Consider the following 20162-nt stretch of genomic DNA (forward strand, 5'->3'; position numbering starts at 1 on the left):
TTAAGAAGACAATACAATCCGTAACCCCATAAATGACCAGATAATCATTGAAAACAGGGTCAACAAATCACGAATGCTTTCAAACAAGGTGCAATGAGCATCAATGACAAAACGCTGCTCAAACACTTCAAAAGTCGCTACCGGACATGACGCTGCCCGTTCTGGTAAATTAAAATTTTTCAAAAAAGGAAAGAGATGCTGTAATGGCGATAATACCGATTCTGCCGTCGGTGAATCTAAATCCGGCTCATTATTATCAGGATGCGATAAATCGGTTCCCTGACCATTACCTTTTGAACCAGAAGATTGCCCAAAATTTGAAGAAGCACCCGAAGATGAACTGACACCCGATTGACTTGTTCCTGATGAGGCAAAATATTAGTCGTACTCCCTAAACGACTAGAACCCGCTTCACTGTTAGAACTTCCCGTATCAGAATGACCGATATTATTTATGCCAGTACTACCAGAGGATTTAGTTGAATCTGTATGTGTTTTAGGACGCTCACCACGATAAGAACAGTTATGAACCTCCGTAAAACCACTCTTCCAAATACAATCATTTAACTTACCCGTATCAAAAGCCTCATAAACTGCACGAGATGTACTCGGCTTATACCCTACTGATGTACGTACATATAAACAACCATATTTTTGGAGATAATTATTCCCCATAAAATTAAAGGTATTATAAAATTTATGAGGCTCTTTACGAATAACAGAATTGCCCGAATCGTCATAACTCGTCACATTTTCATACGTTGGATAGACAATGTCAGCACATTCTCTTTCGCTTGGTGAAATAAAATCAGATTGACCAAAAACCGGATTATAAACTTGCTGTGTAGACGGAAAATTAGAAGGTGATTCTAAAACTTTATTGACATTTGGCAATTGCCCCAAAATTTTATTATCACTTTTTTCTTTTTCATCATCTCCTCCATTTCCATCTTCTACCGTTTTTCCTGTTGGATTCCATTTAGCATGACAAGTGCCCTCCTTTTCACTACAAAGCAATAAATCATCATCAGCAATATATTCACAACCATCAACATTAGCATAATAATTACTACCCACTTTTTTTGTATGAAACGAACCCGATAGCGAACTTTTATTCATACAAACTTCTTCCGGCGTTTGTAAATCCTTATTATTATTTTCAGTACCAGAAACAGTTCTTTTAATCTCACCAACAACACGGGCTTTTAATCAAAAACTATCACCGTAAGAATCAACAATTTTCTCAGTTGGCGAACCATCATAAGAACACTCGCTAACCTCAAGTTTAAACTGCGAACTAGGCCACATCTGTTGAAAAGTAGATTGCATATGGTCAAAAAGATCCTGAGCAGATTGTTTAGCTTTACTACAAGCTTCCTGCTGCATAGTGGAATTAATATATTCAACGCGTTTAAATGTTCCGTCTTCTCCCTTAACATCCTTTGATTTAGAAATAACAGAATGATCAAACGTATTTTTATACTCAGTTTTCCACGTTTCAGCATAAGAATAAGACGTTAAAAACAACAATATCAATCCAACCCTTGTATGACTGCCCAGGCGCATAACAGCCCCACAAAAAACACAGGAAATAAAATCCGATTGTCAGCATCGATATAAAGGGGCATTAATTTGCCCCTCTCCTTGTTACGCACCGCGAACCATACGTAAAACCCACTTAACGCCTGCCATACCTGCATAAACGGCAATAAGACCGCCTGCAACGGCTAAAATACCGGTCATGACAGAGTTAAAGTTAAGCGAATTAGTTAACGTACTGTAGTCAACAGTTGCACCACCTGCAGGTGGATTAGCAAGCACCCATCCAGAACTAAAAGCACCGAATAAACCAATACCTATACTTAAATATAAAGTGCGGAGATTAAGTTTGTTAAAAAACTTATTTAAACCTAATTTAATCAACATAAAGAAATCTCCGTACTGCGTTCAGTGGCTTATAAAGTGGTGAGACAGACGATAACAGAAGCGAGAATGAAATTTGAGCCAGCGTCATTAACTGGATTATTAACGGTATTTCATGTTCGTTTAGTGTTATTTGCTTTGTATGATTGCCAGCAACGCATTTGTAAGACATAAAAAAGCGGATTAGTCTAGGTGCGTTAAACGCACCTAGGGTATTTTATTCGATGAGATAATATCGATTTGGTATTAGGTCATAACTTCTAAAATTAATCGTAAATACCGCCACTTCTGATTTTGAGTCGCATCACACCAGATATCAGGGAAACCCGCTACTTTATGGCGGGTTTTTTTATGCTTTAAAATGTCCGTCAGGACATGTAAGGCGGCAGATTGCAATCACAAAGATAACCGAATGGAAAACCGCCGAAGCCAGGGGGGGACTTATCGGGTAGCAAGGAACCCCCGCGTTAGCGTTCCTGCCAAGCCATCTTTTTACGATAAATAAAGCGACTCAGCAGTTTGAGGGTCGAAGACAAGCGAATTGTTTAGCGATGATTGATTTTTTATTTGCTTTTGTTTGTTGTTTAATTTTACAAAAAATCAATAAAATTATTATTTGTAGATAAGCTTCGGTAAAATGCCATTAAGGTTCGCATAATGCACTCTATGTTAAAGACGAACCTTGCCCATTCCGGCTGGCGACATTTTGCCGGAATGGGCAAGAACCCTTTTGTAATTTTGTTGCAAAATAGGACTTTCAATGCCAGAGATTTTGGCTAATGGTAATAATAAATCATGTAATGGCCCCTTTATATCCTTATAAATAACATATCGGTGTTGTTGATCAACTTTGATACATGGCGATTGTAAGCTGCCATTTTTAAACTCAGGAATACATTGTTGATTAATAGTTTGCCATAACTTATTTTTAAATAGGCAAAATAAATTAATATTGATAAGAGTAAAGCAAAAAATATCTTGAGCAGTAATTTGATAGTTTTTTTCATAAAAAATCCTATTATAAAAATTTTCCTTGAAAGCATTTTAGAATGACTGATTTAGTGGCTATCTGCGTTTTTTACTCAGCTAGTATAAGGTATGTGTAAGTTTATTCTATCTATTTGTTAATTTAATGTTCTAAATGTTTTTCTTTTTTGACGGAATATAACTTTATTGAGTAGTTCGCATGTTTAAAAGATATCTCTTGACTCTTTTTATGTGAGGTTTTTTACTTACGTCTAATTAGAATCAAGATAACAAAAGAAGGTTAATAATGATAATTTTTATCACTGGCGTTGCTGCGGGTTCCGGCAAAGCAATAACGAAAAAATTCATTGCTAATGGCCACATTGTAATTGGTACAGGTCGACGGGAAACAAGGTTAAAAAAATTGCAGCAACAGCTAGGAAAAAATTTTCACCCTATCCTGCTAGATATAAGGGATAAGCAAGCTATTAATGATGTAGTGAACAACTTAAATTTCAAAAAAATTGATGTACTGGTAAATAATGCCGGGCTGGCTTTAGGCTTAGATACGGCTGAAATGGCTGATACAGATGACTGGGATATTATGATTGATACCAATGTGAAAGGATTAGTTCATATGACCCGCGCAATATTACCAGGAATGGTGGCGGCCAACCATGGTCATATCATCAACATTGGTTCTATTGCGGCTAACTGGCCATACAAGCATTTGTTAAATTTTATCCCGCCATTAATTTAACCAGCAGAGAACCATTATATAAGGCATCTTTAATAATAGCGGTTGCCAATATTGTTCCTTCATTATTAAATTTAGTTGCTACTAGGGATACATTATTTTGGTAACAGGGTAAGGATTTTTGTCGAATTTGTTTGCTAATGACAGGAAATAGCTGATTTTTTACCTCGTTTAGCGGTGAGCCAATTAAAATTAATTGGGGATTGAAAATATTAACCATTACAGCAAGGGTATTACCGATTTGTCGCCCTATTTTTTCAAGAATATCAACAGCAATTGGATCTTGTAGATTAATAGCCTGACAAAAATCATTAATAGAGATTTTTTCTTTATTAAGGCTAGAATCGGGATATTGTTTAGCGATGGATTGCGCTTTTTTTAATATTTGTGGGATCGCAATATGGGTTTCCAAACAGCCTTGATTACCACAATAGCAATCTAAACCCGCAAAATTGATATTAATATGACCAATTTCAATCGCATGACTATTACCTAAAGCTAGAATACTCCCTTTGGTAATGATACAAGCGTTAATATGATCATCAATCACAATTTGAATAATGTTTTTTGTATACTTAGATGCACCGGAAAAAAATTCACTCATAGTCCAGGCAGTAGTACAGCTTTGTAAATAAATAGGTAAACCAATGCGAGCTTCTAATCGTTCTTTTAGTGGAAAATTTTTAATATTGTAATACGGTGAGCTAACTATAATGCCGTCGATTAAATTAATAATAGCATTAGTAATTACACTAATTGCTACCAACCGCTCTAAACAGCCTTGATAACAGGTAAAAAAATACTCTATTTTTGTTAATAACTGCTCGTTAAATGAATGATTATCGTTGGCAATTAGCTCGGTAATATCTTCATGTAAAAGTTTATTATTGAGTTCATATAGCGATAAAATTAATGAACCCTTATTAATTCTAACACATAAAAATTGCCAACCTTGGCTAACAATTTCTAAGCCAGTTATTGGTCTTCCCCTAAAACCTAAATCAGGAAATTCAACCTCCTTTATTAAGTGTGAATTGATAAGTTCTCTGGTAATTTTTGTGATACTCGCTGGCGCTAGTTGAGCTTTTTTTGCCAAGGAAATTCTAGAAATAGATCCAAGTTGATCGATAAGTCGATAGACAAGCTTTAAGTTGATCTGTTTTATTTGATCAGTATGCCCTACTTGCTCATTCATATAAATTTCACTCAATTTATTAAAACCAACTGCAATTATGAAGAGCATTTTTTTTATATGTGAATTTGGGCTTATATTTTGTGATCTGGAGTGCAGTTATAAAAAAAACATCTTATAGAAACGGCTATTGATAGCAATTATCTTAATCGTGTGTAGTGCTATTTTGGGCTGCAATTTATGGCATAAAGTATAAGTTTTTATGCCATAAATAAATATTATTCTAATAAAAACCTACAGCTTTCCACCATAATAGACCAATTGTAAGGAAAATAGCCTGATTGACTAAACTAATAATAAAGCCAACCTTCCACCATACACCTGTTGGTACGTAACCTGCGCCAAAAAGAATAGGTCCACGAGCATGAGAATATTGAGTTAAAGAGCAATAAAGGCTGCTAGAAAAGGCAAGCATCAATGCCGTTGGAACAGTAGGAATACCTAAATTGATACCGACTCCTAAGAAGACGGCATATAGTGCAGCTATTTGAGCATTACCGCTGGCAAAGAAATAGTGAATATAAAGATAGTCGGCATTAAGCATTAATAAAATAATAACCCAATTAGTATCTTGCATGCTATGACTAAGACTGTCACCAATAAGATTGCCGAACCAAGTTGTAAATCCCAGAATTTTTAGTTCATTGGCCATCATTAATAGCGCAGCGAACCAGATAAGAGTATCCCAAGCATCTTTTTCTTTTTTTACATCTTCCCAAGTTAATACCCCGGTAAGTAGTAATACAGATAAACCAGTAAAAGAAGCGGTTGTGGGATCAATTCCTAATATATCACCAAATATCCATAGTATAAGTAGCAGCAATACCGTAGCTAACATTAACCATTCATTACGTGTCACTGGCCCCATTTTTTTTAATTCATCATGTGCAATTTTAGGGGCATCTGGAGTATGACGAATAGTTGGCCGAACTAACCAATAGATTAATAATGGAATAATAATGAATGAGATCAGGCAAGGAACAATAGCTGCTAATAACCAGCTACCCCAGGTTAAGGTAACACCTGCGTTGGCGGCGAGTTTGACAGCGAGTAAGTTACCAGTATAAGCAGTCATAAACATTGCCGCAGTAATATCATTAATATTGCCAATACAAGTGATCAGAAAAGTTCCTATTTTACGGCGTGATTCATTTTCTGGATGGGAGTCAAAACTACGTGCTAATGAATCAGCGATCGGATAAATAACACCCCCACAGCGTGAGGTGTTACTTGGCATAGCAGGAGATAAAATCAAATCAGCCACCGCCAGACCATATGCCAATCCTAGCGTTCTTTTGCCTAATAGTCGGATCATCTGCAATGCAATTCGTCTGCCTAAGCCGGTTTTAATAAAACCTCTGGCTATCATAAAAGCAATTACGATAAGCCAAATTAAACTGCTATTAAGTTCACTTAGTGCAGTCATAATGGCATCACTTGCACTTTCATCTCCAGCGGTGTGACTAAGAGCAAAGATGGTAATTCCAATTAGGCCAATTGCACCAATGGGTAATACTTTAGCAACAATCGAAGCTATAGTTGCTACAAAAATAATTACTGTTTGCCAGGCAGCAATACTTAATCCTGTTGGTGGTTTTTGAAACCAAAAAAATGTTGCGACTATAGTGATAATTACTAGGGGTAACCATTTTACTTGACTGGTTATTTTACTCGCCATAACTGTTCCTTCCTTCTGCTCAGTTCTATTTTCATCAATAGTATAATAGCGCAGTAAAAGTTTTAGAATGTTAAGATTTTAATGTATATCTTTTAATATAAAAATAAATAAGAAATTTATAGAAAAAATAATAATAAAAATTAAAGTATCTGAATATAGAGAATTTTACTTATGCTTGGTTAAATATTTTTAGTACATTTTAATTAAATGGCTAATAAATTGTTTTTGATGATTAAAAAATGATAAATATCTAGGTATTTTATGATGACGATTAATTAAATTTCATTCAAAGTTATTAACTTAATGGCTTATATTAAAATTAATTAGTAAATATATAAGAAAACAGAAGAAAAATAGTATTCAATAAAAAATTTACCAGTTATTTTAATTGGGTTTTATTAAGTTAAATAACGTCAGATTTTGTATGTTGTTATTTTTAATAAGCTTATTCAATTTATATATTGGACAAAATATGCCGTTTTATTTATTCTGGTATCAATTATTAGTGAATAATTATCAGGTATTAGATGAAAATATCTCAACAAGATAACAAAGAGAACGTTGGTTGCCAAAAGGATAATTTTCAGCATCATATAAAATATCGTGATGCACTTTATATACGGGTGACTTTGTCATTCTTTATGGTGGGATTATCGACTTTTGCTTTACTCTATTTTGTGCAACCAATACTACCCATTTTATCAAGTGAATTTAAAATATCACCTGCTCAATCTAGCATGTCACTTTCACTTTGCACTGGCCTTCTCGCATTGGGATTGCTAGTAACTGGCCCTCTTTCCGATGCGCTAGGCCGCAAGAATATTATGGTGATCTCTTTACTAAGCGCAGCTATTTTTACCTTTATCAGTGCTTTTATGCAAAGTTGGGATGGTATTTTATTAACCAGAGCATTAGTTGGATTTGCTTTAAGTGGTGTTGCAGCAGTTGCCATGACTTACCTCAGTGAGGAAATTCATCCCAATTATTTAGCACTTTCTATGGGATTATATATTAGTGGTAACTCTATAGGTGGTATGAGTGGACGCTTAATTACCGGTATTTTAATTGATCATTTTTCTTGGCGTATAGCTACCATTGTATTCAGTTTGTTTGCGTTTATTGCCGCGATTATTTTTTGGCGCTTATTACCGCCTTCACAACATTTTAGAGCTTCTTCAGTCCGTCCACTTTTCCTATGGATTAATTTTAGAGTGCATCTTAGAGATAAGGGATTGCCTTTTTTATTTATGATTGGTTTTATCATTATGGGAAGTTTTATAACACTTTATAATTATATAGGTTATCGATTATTGGAAGCTCCTTATAATTTTAGTCAGACTATGATTGGTCTATTAGCTTTTATCTTTTTAGCCGGTACCTATAGTGCTTCTAAAGCAGGATTTTTAGCATTAAAGTATAACTATTCCGATATTTTATTTATTGCAATTTGTTTAATGTTTATTGGTATCGCGATTACTTTTTTCTCTCCAATTTTACTTATTTTATTGGGCATGGTGATTATGACGGTAGGGTTTTTTGCAGCTCATGCTATTGTCAGTAGCTGGATTGGGAAACGTGCAAAGCGAGCAAAAGCCCAGGCATCTTCATGGTATTTGTTCAGCTATTATGGCGGATCCAGCATCGCCGGTACATTAGGTGGTATATTTTGGAGTAATTGGAAATGGAATGGAATTATTGGTTTTATTATATTTTTAACATCTCTAGGATTAATTATTAGTATCAAATTAAGGAAAATATAAACTGCTTTGACAGGAAAAGCTGCCTTAAACTTAGCGTTAACAAACTACAATCGATTATTTATTCATGATAGCCCGCAACACATTAGTAATAAAACTGCAATAAGGCTACCTGGTGCCCTATGTTTTAATCTTTCAGTAGAAAATTATTTAGGCATAAAACAGCAACTGGAAACAATTAATAAGTTAAAAACAGAATTAAAAAATATTGTCACTCATCAATCGGGGATAAAAAAAGAGCAACGATTTGAATTTATTCACCAACAATTACATGGCTTAATTACTCTCAATGCCTATCGTAAAATCAATTATGTTGAATCACCTAGTAGCATTAATTTTGGCTGGGCCAATAAAAATATCGTCAATAAAGTAACAAAAGAGCAAATACTTGAGCGATTATATAAAAACTATCAATCTGAAAAAGCAATGTCGGCATATACTAAACAACAATGGCGTACTTTAATTGAAAAAGAGATCCAAGACTTAAATAGCATCTCTAATGATGCCATATTAAAAATACAACGCCCTGTAAAAGTTCAGCCGATTGCCAGAGTTTGGTACACGAATGAAAAACAACAAGTACAATACGCTTGCCCTCTTCCACTGTTATCATTTAGTAGTGATACAAACCATTTGACAAAATTAGGTACGCTTACTGACTATGATATTAATAATATAAAAATAAAACATAAACCAAAAAATAAAAAACTAAAATTAATTATTGCTCGATTACATCTCTATCAAGAAATTTAAGTAAAAAAAACCGAGGTTATTAACTCGGTTTTCTTTTTTTATAAATATAAAAACTACTTTTTGATACTACCAACCATATTTTCAGGTCGCACCCAACTATCAAACTCTTCGGCTGTTAAATAAGCCAGTTTTAATGCTGCTTGCTTCAGCGTCAACCCTTCTTTATGTGCTTTTTTAGCAATTTCAGCGGCTTTATCATAACCAATATGCGTATTTAGTGCAGTAACTAGCATTAATGATTCATGTAATAATTTATCTATCCGTTGGCGATTAGGCTCAATACCTTTAGCACAATGATCATTAAAACTAAGCATACCATCCGCCAATAAACGAATTGATTGTAAAAAATTATCAATAATCATAGGGCGGAAAACATTGAGTTCAAAATTACCTGATGCTCCACCAATATTAATAGCAACATCATTCCCCATAACTTGAGCACAAAGCATAGTTAAAGCTTCACACTGAGTCGGATTAACTTTTCCTGGCATTATCGAACTACCAGGTTCATTTTCTGGGATCATAATTTCCCCAATGCCACAACGCGGACCTGATGCTAACCACCTTACATCATTAGCGATTTTCATTAATGAAGCTGCTAAACCTTTTAAAGCACCATGGGCATGAACTAAAGCATCACAAGTAGCTAAAGATTCAAATTTATTAGGCGCAGTGACAAATGGTAGGCCGGATAATTTTGCAATTTTACTGGCAACTTTAATGGCATATTCAGGATGGGTATTTAAACCGGTACCTACCGCCGTTCCGCCTAATGCCAGTTCAGATAGATGCGGAATACTCTCTTCGATATGGCGGACATTATGAGCTAGCATTGCTCCCCACCCTGATATTTCTTGGCCTAACGTTAATGGTGTTGCATCTTGAAGATGCGTACGGCCAATTTTGACAATATCATTAAAGGCATTAGATTTTTGCTTAAAAGTAGTTTGTAGTTCTTTTAATCTAGGTAACAGATGTTGATGTAAAGCAATAACAGCAGCTACATGCATTGCAGTAGGAAATACATCATTAGAACTCTGGCTTTTATTTACATCATCATTCGGGTGAATTAAGCGTTGCTGACCTCTTTTCCCACCTAAAATTTCACTCGCTCTGTTCGCCAATACTTCATTTATATTCATGTTAGTTTGCGTACCAGAGCCGGTCTGCCAGACTGCTAATGGAAATTCAGCCATATGCTTATCCGCTAAGACTTCATCAGCTGCGGCGATAATAGCATTAGCCTTATCCTTTGCTATCAAACCTAAATCGCTATTTACTTCAGCTGCTGCTTTTTTAGTTAATGCCAATGCATGGATCAAGGCAACAGGCATTTTTTCCACTGAGATATGGAAATGTTGCAGCGAACGTTGCGTTTGAGCGCCCCATAGCCTATCTGCTGGGACTTTAATTTCACCCATTGAGTCTTTTTCAATGCGATATTCTGACATTATTATTATCTCCTTAGCATAAAATAATTGGATATGCATAATCCATCTTTGCAGATAAACTGATTGTACTTGAAATCATGCACTATTTTTAATTTAAAATGTGAGAGATAAGCGAGTTTATTGCATTACAGTTAAAAATAAATTTTTATCAACTAAGAGCCGTATTATATGTTTAAAATGATCAATAAAATTCAACACTATGATTGGGGTAGTAAAGATGCCCTAACTAAGCTTTACCATATCAAAAATCCTCAGCATTTACCGATGGCTGAATTATGGATGGGAGCACATCCTAAAGCCAGCTCTATGGTTGAAGATTTAAATAGCCAGCAAAAAATATCGTTAGATAAACTAATCGCAACCGATCCAAGCTATTATCTCGGTGAAAAAATTGCCCAAAAATTTCATCGATTACCTTTTTTATTCAAAGTGCTCTGCGCGGCTCAACCACTTTCTATCCAGGTACACCCAGATAAAATCGCTGCCGAAATTGGGTTTAAGCGTGAAAACGCAGCTGGAATTGCGCTCGATTGTCCTAATCGTAATTATAAAGATGATAATCATAAGCCTGAATTGATTTATGCTTTAACACCTTTCAAAGCGCTTAATTCATTTCGCCCTTTAAAGGAGATCGCTAATTTATTGCTGCCGATTGCCGAAGCTTCACCAGTTATTCAACTATTTTTAAAGACCCCAACAGAAACTCAACTGGCACAACTTTTTAAACATTTGTTAAGCCTGACAACAAAAGAAAAGCAGCCGCTACTTGCAGCCTTAAAATCTGTTCTACAGCAAGAAAAAGGGGAACCTTGGAGCACGATAGAAAAAATGTTGCCATTATACCCTGAAGATAATGGATTATTTGCACCATTGTTACTGAATATTATTGAATTACAACCAGGTGAAGCGATGTTTCTCTATGCCAGAACGCCGCATGCTTATATTGAAGGTGTTGGTTTAGAAGTAATGGCCAATTCTGACAATGTACTGCGCGCGGGATTAACTAACAAACATATTGATATTGCTGAATTACTGGCTAATTTAGATTTCATTGCCAAACCCTGCGACACATTATTGCTACAACCGAATATACATAATAATGAATTTTGTTATCCTATTCCGGTAGATGATTTTGCTTTTTCATTATATCTAATTGATAATCAATTGACTACGATAGCAAACAATTCTGCCACGATTTTATTTTGTGTTGAAGGTAAGATATCTATCACCTCAGAAAATCAAACTGCCGAGATCCTATCTGGGGAATCCATATTTATATCTGCATCCGAAAGACAAATTATGCTTAATGGAAAAGGTAAACTGGCCAGAGTTTTTAATTATTAGCAAAAATTAAAATACATGCAAAGCTGTATATAATATATTTTATTAAATTTGATCACTTTTACCCGCTAAAATCCTTAAGGGATGGATATATGAAGAAATCGTTAATAGCTGTAGGTGTCATTGTAATTGTTGCCGTAATTTGGACAATTGGCTCTTGGTATACCGGAAAAAAAATTGAGGGAGAGTTTGATACTTTCATTGAACGTACTAATACCACACTAAAAAATAATGCACCAGAAGCTGGTATTAATGTTAAAACAGAAAATTATCAGCGAGGAATTTTCACTTCTAACGCAGACATCGTTATTGATATAAAAGAGAATAGCGAAAGAAAAAATACCATTGTTAAGTTTGCCACAAAAATCTTTCATGGCCCCTTTCCTATTAACAAAATAGTTAAACTTAATCTGTTACCAAGATTAGCCTCAACCACTATTGAACTGGTTAAAAATGAAACCACTGAAGAACTATTCAAATATACTCAGGAGCAAGCATTCATAACTGGTGATGTTGACGTCGGTTTTAATGAAGGCCTAGATGCAAATTTAAATTTAAGTCCACTAGACGGTAATCCTTATGGAAAAAATATAACGTTTAGCGGTGGTGCAATTAATTATGTGGGCAATACCGATCTTAAAGATATAAAAATTTCCGTTGTTAGTGATAATTTTGTTATCGGCAATAAAGAGAAAACGGAAAGCATGATCCTTAAAGGGCTCAATATCCAAAGTGATTTATCACTGACTCCGTTTAATTTCTACTACGGCAAACAGACGCTTAATATTTCCGATATTAATTTTAATAGCGATGACATTAAATTTTCATTTAAAAATTTTGCTATTAACTTAGATTCTGTACTAAAGGACGATAGCATTGACGGTAAAATTTCTTATAGCATTAATGATCTTATCGCCAAAGAACAAAACTTAGGTTCTGGAGAACTTACGTTATTAATCGAAAGAATGGATGCTAAAGCGTTTGGTAATTTCCTAAAAAGTTATAATGATGAAATTGCTCACAACTTAGCAAATGGCAACCCTCTTTATAATGCGGATACTATTTTCGCCCAGTTATTAGTTGAGAACTTACCTAGCTTGTTGAAGAATAGTCCGAGAATTGTCATCGAACCTTTTTATTGGAAAAATAGTGCCGGTCAAAGCAATATCAAAATAGATATCGATATGAAGCCTTGGACATTGAATCAACTCTCTGTTTATAGCCAAAATAACCAATATGATCAGGTCATCAAAGCACTATTCAATCATTTTAATATCAATGTTAATTTATCAAAACCGATGTTGATAGAAATGCTTACCCAAACAGAAATACTAAGCTCAGATGATAAAGTAACCACCCCGGAACAAAAAACATTATTTAGTCAGAAAGCAACTGCACAAATTAGTGAATTTGAAAGTTCAGCTAAGCAAAATGTCTTTACATCAGCAACAGAATACTTCCTCAGTGATGAGAAAAAAGCACAATTGAATGAAGATAGACCAATTTTGCCATGGATGCTGGTAACCAAAGATAATATGACGATGGATATTCATTACGCCGGTGACGAACTGAAGATGAATAATCAAGCATTTAAATTAGTTGAGTTTTTAATTAATATTGGCTTGATGGACAATCCATCGTCTCAGCCTGCAACAACGCCGAAAACCACCCCGCAATCAAATTAAACCTTAGTAAAATGACAAAAGCCAGTTAAGATACTGGCTCTTTTGGATCAATTTTTAATACCGAGGAGTTCTATGTCGAATAAAATTAATATCATAAAAGATCGACCTTTAATAAAACCTAGCCAGCAACATAATCAGCTAAAAACAAACTCATTAATTAGTAAAATAAAAAAAATAAAAAACTGTTTTGTAAAAAATAATATTCATATTTCAACTAAAATTGGTTCAAGTAAGGCTAAATTTTATCACCAACTCATGTTACGTCTAAATCTTGACAGTTCAATTCAAATAAAGAATTATCATCATTATCATCTCACTTCACGACTTAATCAGGAATATAATTTCACGATAGAAAGTGTCGCCCTACAAGAATCGCCAAAAAACTTACATTCAACTGAAAGCTTGTCTTTACCTGTTTGCCCCTTTCTATTGAGCCAAAAACTACTACAAGTTAAGCAAATGCAATGTGAAGAAAAGACACAAAATGAAAGAGTTAAATTAAATGGCTATGTATCATCAATTAAATAAGCTGAATAATTTTCATATTAACGACTTTTTTTAGCATAGCGTTGTGCCAATAGCGCACATACCATTAATTGAATTTGATGAAAAATCATCACTGGCAGTAAAATAATACCAACTAGATGAGCAGGAAAAAGTATATTAGCCATAGGGACACCATTAACTAAACTCTTTTTAGAGCCACAAAATACTATTTTGATCTCATCGGCTTTACTAAAACCAAAATAACGAGCGGTGTAAATATTAAATAAAACCACTATAGCAAGTAAAAAACCGCTAACAATCGCAATCATTAATAGCGACCAGCCATCAACTTTATACCATATCCCTTCAATAACCGCCTCACTAAAAGCGACATAAACCACTAATAAAATAGATGAACGATCAGAAATAGTAATTAATTTTCGATAGCGATTAATCCATTGTACCAGTAACGGCCTAAGTAAATGGCCTAATATAAATGGCAGCATAATTTGCAACAAAATAGCACCAATATTTGACAACAGCTCAATCTGTTGATGATTATCAATATCTATTAAGAAACTGACTAATATTGGCGACAAAAACACCCCTAACAAACTGGAAGCTGATGCGCTACAAATGGCAGCGGCAATATTGCCGCCGGCAACAGAAGTAAACGCAATCGCAGACTGCACTGTCGCAGGTAAGGCGCAAAGGTAAAGAAATCCGATATAAACAATCGGTGACATCCACTCAGGTACTAACGGCTTTAACGCTAAGCCAATAATCGGAAACAAAATAAAGGTACTGCAAAAAATTAGCAGATGTAATCGCCAATGACCGATACCGGCAAAAATAGCCTGGCGTGAAAGTTTTGCGCCATGGAGAAAAAAAAGTAACGCAATAGCTATAGTCGTTAAATGTTGAAAGACGATTTTCACCTTACCTTGACAAGGAAAAAAGCAAGCAAGCATGATAGTCATTAACATAAACAGCAAAAAATAATCAATTTGTAAACGACGCCACCAACACATAACGCTTCCTTTAATATTTAAAAATATGAATAAACAAAATGAATAAAATTAAAGCGCCAGCTCTACTGTGTGTTGCATTTTTGCCGACTCGATTCCCGCTTCAATCAATTTTATCACCAAAATAGCTTCTTCGGCGCTAACTGGATTAGGTGCACCATTAGTAATTGCCTGACAAATAGCACGATAATAGTGACATAATTACCCGGTTTAGTTTCTAATGGCTTAACGATCAACTCACCGTTTTGTGACAACGTCACATTTCCATCATGACTATCCTTACCCCAATCTTTTGCTGTTGGTAATTGCCCTGCTTTTAAACACTCTTCTTGTGGATCGAGACCATATTTTACATAACTGCCTTCCATACCATGTAGTAGATAAATCGGCGACTCTGCTGCTGCGATGGTGGTGGCATGTAAAACAACCTTTAAGGTTGGATAATTTAAGCAAACATGAAAATAATCAACTGCTTCAGCTTGTGGCCGGATCATCGCTATATCGGCAAAAATCGATTTAGGTTGGCCAAAAAGTTGCAATACTTGATCAAGCATGTGAGGCGCCAAATCATACCATAGACCACTGCCGGCCTCTTTTGACTCTCGCCACCGTTGACGCACATCAGGCCGATAACGATCAAAATGCGATTCATAATATTTTAGCTCACCCAATATTTGCTTTTCTAACAACGATTTCACCGTTAAAAAACCTGAGTCCCAGCGGCGATTGTGATAAACAGATAATAACTTACCTTTTGTTTGCGCTAATTGATTTAACGTTACAGCTTCTTGCACAGTCAAGGTAAACGGTTTATCGACGATTACATGTTTACCGGCTTCGAGTGCTTGTTTAGCCAATGGGAAATGTGTTTTATTTGGTGTTGGAATAACAACAAAAGATAAAATAAATATATTAGTCAAAAGGTTAATTAAAAAATATGTATCTTAATTTATTTTTATATACACATTTATGTACAAATTATTTTTCATACCCCCGTGTTATCTTTGCCATAATACCAAAAACAAAACCGCAATCTCTCACAAAGCCACTTACACTCAACCAACAACTAATAGTTAACAACTTCCGCCAACGCTGCTAATATCATGCCCCTGAAATGGGGCTAATTTGTTATTCGGGCTTCTTAGGCCAGTCAATCTCGGGTGCGGTGGCGGTATCAATATCATTGAGTTTTACGCTGTACATTTCCCAAGCCCGTAGCGCGGTTTTCTCGCTATTGGTGGCCATCCCTAATCGCACTTTACGCTCAAGCAAGGTAATTTTTGATTCCGCTTCGTCGATTAACTGGTGTTTTGTTTGATTTGCGGTGTTGATTTGGTCTGCTTTCATCGCCTGATTATCCGTTACCCATTTTTTGCCATCCCATTTATCGAATTTCGTTACCGGTGCTAACAAGGTGAAGCCGGTTTTTATCTCGCCGAGATAATCAACGGGATAGGAAGCACGATTATTGGTATCGTATACCGTCTTGCCGCGGTGGTCTGGTACGTATCGCCACTGTTTGCCGTCATCACTGCGGACAACGGCAATGTCGTCATTATCGGGTATCTCTGGTGCATCGATATAGGAATATTGACCGACACTCACCCCTTTATAGAGCAATTCCATTGTCGCGCCAAAATATTCATACGGCGGTTCATTCCTCGACATATAGGTTTTTATCCAGCCTCTGTTTTTCGCAAAACCGTTTTCATCGATTTCCGCTTTGGGTATTTCTGTACTGTATTTCATCATGCTGCCCTTACGATGTATAAAAATGCGATATTTCGCGGCCTTGTTTCTGAAGCGGTTCTCAAACCAGACTGAAAACTGGTTGAGCAATCAACAGCGAATACGCCACTGGATCCTCCAGTAATGTCACTACCGTTAACCTTTTTTCCTATTTTGAAAATCCCACCGCTTGAGGATGAGCCTACAAACTGAATGCCGGTTATTTTTCCGGTGAAATTTTGTAAAGCGTCTCCCTGGTTAGTTAAAATTTTTCTACCTGGATCGACTTTGCCCCCTAAATCCAGCCCACGAATAAATTCACCGTACAAATTTGGTAATTTTCCAGAAGGGTAAGCGAGGGCTAATTGGGGATAGTCGGCTTTAGTAAACGTTTGACCGTCACAAATTAAATAACCTTCTGGTGGGTTTGCTTGAGGCCAAGGAATGGGCGCGCCGACCGGATAATTGTTAATCGCGTCCACATCAGACGTTAAAGCAAGTTCACCGGATTTTTGCGGAAACAAAACCGTTGTTTTTGTGTTTGTATCGTGAACCTGGGTTCTTTTTGAATTTCTGACGTAAGCAAACTCAGCACCGCTAGAACCATTAGTGCCACCTAAATTGAAAACCGTATCACCCGTTGGTGATTCAATGTTCAGTCTTCCAACTTTGAGAGCTTCTTCTGAACTTTTCTTAGCATAATTATCGTCACAGGCTTTTTGGCTCAGCACTTTATCGGTCGAATTCCCCGTTGTTTGCAAGACGCTTGCTTTATCGAGTTTTTTATTGACTTCATCAATACTCACCGTTTTCGCCAAGTCATAAGCAATTTTAACCGCTTTAGGTGTGGCTGCTAGCGTTTCGTCATTGCTGTCAGTGGCGCTACTGAGTTTCGTTATCCCTGCTACTGTTTTTGTGGCAGTTGGCACCGTGTTGTTAACGTTTTTTGATAAGGCACTGATGAGTCCGGCTTTCAGTTTGCCAACGTTGCCGTCGTCCAGTACATCACTGTTATTAGTCTCTGCAATAAATTGCGCCACCACGTGCGCTATCATGGATGCCTGTCGCCAAACGGTATTGAGCTCCTGTGAGCGCGCCACCCCTGCACTAAACCCATTATTGCGTGCGGTGAGTTTCTGATACTCCTCCGCTGGCAATACGTTAGCCCCGTCTGCAATCCCAAACGGTAATATTTCATTTTTTGCCATGATTATTCCTATAATTTGACCGACCAGCTACCGACATCAAACCCGTCGATATAACGATTATTGACATCAAAACCAAAAATACCGTTATCCCCTTCGGAACCGTTATAGGCATTGAGTCTTACGCCTTCGGGTTTGATATTGAGATATCCCTGTTTGATAACCGCTTTTGTCACTTCCGGTATGACGCCACCGGTTAGATACACAGCCATCGACATATCTTGATTGTCGATAAAAAAGATTTTTACCGTTTCATCGAGGATTACGCCCTGGTAAATTTCTGAAAGCATCTCGCTTGTGCCGTCCCAGTGATTTGCGCGTATTTTTGCTCTCAATATAAAGCGGTAGGTTTCATCATCCAGTTCGGTAAAACCCCTGTCAGCATCAAAGCGCCGTTTCCAGCTCCCCTGGTCAAAGCCCACCTTTTCGGTATCCAGTGAAAAATAGACACCTTTTATCGGCGTTTTGACAAAACGTGATAAGCCTATCCATTCGCCGACAGCATCCAGTTGTTTACCCGTTGCCGTATCAATACTGAAAAAGGCATTAAGCTGTGAGGCCAAAGCTGAAATATCACTTAGCGCGCGCGTCATCAGCGCAATATGTTGCGTAAACTTTTCCGCTTGACGATGTTGCGGGGTAATGTATTCGGTGTAATCTCTCATGAGGTCACCACCAGTTTGACGTTATTCTCGCGACAACTGACGGCTTCGTTAAACGCAACAAGTAAATTGGCTTCTGTAACTGTTCCTTCCTTCCGTCCGATTTTTATTGCGGTGATATCAAACGTTTTTCCTTCTTCATCACCAGCTAGATTAGCCGGTGAATAAAGACGGGTCAGATAGAGATTATCGCCAATCAGTTGCTGATTGATATAGTCTGAGACTTTCTGCCGGATTTTATCGCCAGTTAACGTGGTAAATCCTAAAAACGCCGTTAAGTCAATTTCCACATGCACATCAAACGTTTTGGGGCGTGAAAAGCGAATGGTAATTGGCATATCGTAACGGTCTTTAACTGTCACGGCGGTATCGCCAAATGTTCCAGCGCCAGGGGTTTTCTTTTGTGCTATGGCGTTGGCAATCGTGGTGACATCGCCACCATCGACTATCATGGCGATTGAATGCGGCGGAATGCCATTTTTATCCGTTTCATTAGTGTCATTTTCAAAACCGCGCTGCCTTGTCACCCCCTGATATCAAGCTAATCGCGCCCTGTATCCCTTCTAATACGGTACGTGATGGCAGTGAGACCGATTTTCGTTGCCGTTCACGCAATTGGTTATCCGTTTCAATCGGTCTGCCTTGTGTTGCGGGTTTAGGATTGCTCACCGTCTGCCATCCTCGCGTGGGGGTGGCTATCTCGGTAATTTCTTCGGACAATGCAGTAACACTCCCTGCAACCAGACAAACTGCCGTCACCGTCGCTTCGCCGTGCGTATCGAGCATAACCGTTTCCGGTAACCGCCAGATATTGCCGTTTTTATCGCACACACGGCCATTTTTTATCACCGTACCCACTTGCCCCGTTAATACGACATCCACATTCGAGTACCCCGATGCATGACGGGAAATGCCGTTAATGGCGACATTATTTGAAAGTGCAGCCCCTGTACTGGTACTCGGGCTAAAACTGTTGTAGGTGGCGATAAGCGCATTATTGGCATCGTGGATAGCGAGTGCGTAAATGGCTATCATCTGGCCGTCTTTGCTATCCGGCGTTAAATACGCATCCTGCCCATAAATTTCATGAAAAAAATCGGTTAATCGCATCAGTATCGTCTGATAATCCGGCGCACTGATGCCGTCGTCAGTCACTTTCGCTGACAACACTAACGTATCAAGATTTAACATTATGCCTCGTGGGTAAAAGAAGTTTCGCCGTATTGGGTTTGTACTTTTGTGCTGATAGTCAGTTTTCGCGTCGTTGAATTTTGATTGACATTGAAATCGGTTAATGTGGTTACACCCTGCGTGTCCAGTATGCGCTGTTTGAGGGTCATACCGTAAGCCTCCCGATAAGGCTTACCCAATACCGATTGCAACCAAGGCGTACCTTTCTTCACGGTCTAAAAACCATTGCCCCTGCCAGAGGGACAAGCGGGTTTTAATTGCAAGGGCGACGGCATCAGGGGTGTTGGTTAAAAACGTGTTATCCCCTTGACTAAAGCTGTAGTCGCCTTTAGTCGTTTCTCGTCGATAACGCATCAATAG

17 protein-coding genes and 4 pseudogenes are annotated in these 20162 nt (G+C 37.1%); 7 read left to right on the forward strand and 14 right to left on the reverse strand.

What is annotated here, in order from left to right; all coding sequences use genetic code 11:
* Window positions 1–103: 103 nt before the first annotated feature.
* The gene (locus AACL31_RS04405) at window positions 104–283 is read left to right on the forward strand and encodes a hypothetical protein (RefSeq protein ID WP_339053404.1); all 180 of its coding nucleotides are present in this window, start codon (window positions 104–106) and stop codon (window positions 281–283) included.
* On the opposite strand, the gene AACL31_RS04410 is transcribed toward AACL31_RS04405, so the two are convergent.
* From AACL31_RS04410 to AACL31_RS20915, 4 genes are all read right to left on the reverse strand, one after another.
* Entirely contained in the window at window positions 237–1118 is an 882-nt protein-coding gene (locus tag AACL31_RS04410; RefSeq protein ID WP_339053774.1) for a hypothetical protein, read from the reverse strand. The genes AACL31_RS04405 and AACL31_RS04410 overlap by 47 nt on opposite strands.
* A gap of 90 nt (window positions 1119–1208) precedes the next feature.
* Window positions 1209–1565, reverse strand: coding sequence for a hypothetical protein (locus AACL31_RS04415; RefSeq protein WP_339053775.1), 357 nt, complete (start codon window positions 1563–1565; stop codon window positions 1209–1211).
* 81 nt (window positions 1566–1646) lie between these two features.
* The gene (locus AACL31_RS04420) at window positions 1647–1925 is read right to left on the reverse strand and encodes a major capsid protein (protein ID WP_310512970.1); all 279 of its coding nucleotides are present in this window, start codon (window positions 1923–1925) and stop codon (window positions 1647–1649) included.
* A gap of 666 nt (window positions 1926–2591) precedes the next feature.
* The gene (locus AACL31_RS20915) at window positions 2592–2936 is read right to left on the reverse strand and encodes a CDP-diacylglycerol diphosphatase (RefSeq protein WP_409013952.1); all 345 of its coding nucleotides are present in this window, start codon (window positions 2934–2936) and stop codon (window positions 2592–2594) included.
* Between the two features lie 259 nt (window positions 2937–3195).
* On the opposite strand from AACL31_RS20915, the pseudogene AACL31_RS04425 reads away from it, so the two are divergent.
* Window positions 3196–3612, forward strand: a pseudogene (locus tag AACL31_RS04425) (SDR family NAD(P)-dependent oxidoreductase); the annotation flags it as partial.
* Between the two features lie 16 nt (window positions 3613–3628).
* Here the strand turns inward: AACL31_RS04425 and AACL31_RS04430 are convergent.
* Entirely contained in the window at window positions 3629–4840 is a 1212-nt protein-coding gene (locus AACL31_RS04430) for an ROK family protein (RefSeq protein ID WP_310512817.1), read from the reverse strand.
* A 220-nt stretch (window positions 4841–5060) separates the two neighbouring features.
* The gene (locus AACL31_RS04435) at window positions 5061–6515 is read right to left on the reverse strand and encodes a DASS family sodium-coupled anion symporter (protein WP_310512818.1); all 1455 of its coding nucleotides are present in this window, start codon (window positions 6513–6515) and stop codon (window positions 5061–5063) included.
* 527 nt (window positions 6516–7042) lie between these two features.
* Here AACL31_RS04435 and AACL31_RS04440 point away from each other — a divergent pair.
* Both AACL31_RS04440 and tus read left to right on the forward strand, forming a co-directional pair.
* The gene (locus AACL31_RS04440; RefSeq protein WP_310512819.1) at window positions 7043–8275 is read left to right on the forward strand and encodes an MFS transporter; all 1233 of its coding nucleotides are present in this window, start codon (window positions 7043–7045) and stop codon (window positions 8273–8275) included.
* 6 nt (window positions 8276–8281) lie between these two features.
* Window positions 8282–9025, forward strand: coding sequence for a DNA replication terminus site-binding protein (tus, locus tag AACL31_RS04445; protein ID WP_310512820.1), 744 nt, complete (start codon window positions 8282–8284; stop codon window positions 9023–9025).
* A 53-nt stretch (window positions 9026–9078) separates the two neighbouring features.
* Here tus and fumC read toward each other — a convergent pair whose 3' ends face one another.
* Window positions 9079–10476, reverse strand: coding sequence for a class II fumarate hydratase (fumC, locus tag AACL31_RS04450; protein WP_310512821.1), 1398 nt, complete (start codon window positions 10474–10476; stop codon window positions 9079–9081).
* A gap of 168 nt (window positions 10477–10644) precedes the next feature.
* Between fumC and manA the strand changes: the two genes are divergently transcribed.
* The 3 genes from manA (at window position 10645) to AACL31_RS04465 (ending at window position 14030) form a co-directional block, all read left to right on the forward strand.
* On the forward strand, window positions 10645–11820 hold the full coding sequence (manA, locus tag AACL31_RS04455; protein ID WP_310512822.1) for a mannose-6-phosphate isomerase: 1176 nt from the start codon (window positions 10645–10647) through the stop codon (window positions 11818–11820).
* Between the two features lie 89 nt (window positions 11821–11909).
* Window positions 11910–13502, forward strand: coding sequence for a YdgA family protein (locus tag AACL31_RS04460; RefSeq protein WP_339053776.1), 1593 nt, complete (start codon window positions 11910–11912; stop codon window positions 13500–13502).
* 72 nt (window positions 13503–13574) lie between these two features.
* Entirely contained in the window at window positions 13575–14030 is a 456-nt protein-coding gene (locus AACL31_RS04465) for a hypothetical protein (RefSeq protein WP_310512824.1), read from the forward strand.
* Window positions 14031–14047: 17 nt separating this feature from the next.
* Here the strand turns inward: AACL31_RS04465 and AACL31_RS04470 are convergent, their stop codons facing one another.
* From AACL31_RS04470 to AACL31_RS04500, 7 genes and pseudogenes are all read right to left on the reverse strand, one after another.
* A complete protein-coding gene (locus AACL31_RS04470; protein ID WP_339053777.1) occupies window positions 14048–15019 on the reverse strand; it encodes a bile acid:sodium symporter family protein in 972 nt (323 codons plus the stop codon).
* 48 nt (window positions 15020–15067) lie between these two features.
* A pseudogene (locus AACL31_RS04475) lies at window positions 15068–15918 on the reverse strand (oxidoreductase); the annotation flags it as partial.
* Window positions 15919–16144: 226 nt separating this feature from the next.
* Window positions 16145–16765 carry a tail fiber assembly protein gene (locus AACL31_RS04480; protein ID WP_339053778.1) on the reverse strand — a complete coding sequence of 207 codons (621 nt, stop codon included), beginning with the start codon at window positions 16763–16765 and terminating at the stop codon, window positions 16145–16147.
* Window positions 16765–17952 carry a phage tail protein gene (locus AACL31_RS04485; protein WP_339053779.1) on the reverse strand — a complete coding sequence of 396 codons (1188 nt, stop codon included), beginning with the start codon at window positions 17950–17952 and terminating at the stop codon, window positions 16765–16767. Before AACL31_RS04485 ends, AACL31_RS04480 begins: the two co-directional genes overlap by 1 nt.
* Window positions 17953–17960: 8 nt before the next feature.
* Window positions 17961–18614, reverse strand: a complete 654-nt coding sequence (locus AACL31_RS04490) for a DUF2612 domain-containing protein (protein WP_339053780.1) — start codon at window positions 18612–18614, stop codon at window positions 17961–17963.
* Window positions 18611–19802: pseudogene (locus tag AACL31_RS04495) on the reverse strand (baseplate J/gp47 family protein). Before AACL31_RS04495 ends, AACL31_RS04490 begins: the two are co-directional and overlap by 4 nt.
* A pseudogene (locus tag AACL31_RS04500) lies at window positions 19802–20156 on the reverse strand (hypothetical protein). The pseudogenes AACL31_RS04495 and AACL31_RS04500 overlap by 1 nt, the downstream one beginning before the upstream one ends.
* Between the last annotated feature and the right edge of the window lie 6 nt (window positions 20157–20162).

The sequence above is a fragment of the Arsenophonus endosymbiont of Crataerina pallida genome, from assembly GCF_964020125.1.
Lineage (GTDB): Bacteria > Pseudomonadota > Gammaproteobacteria > Enterobacterales > Enterobacteriaceae > Arsenophonus > Arsenophonus nilaparvatae.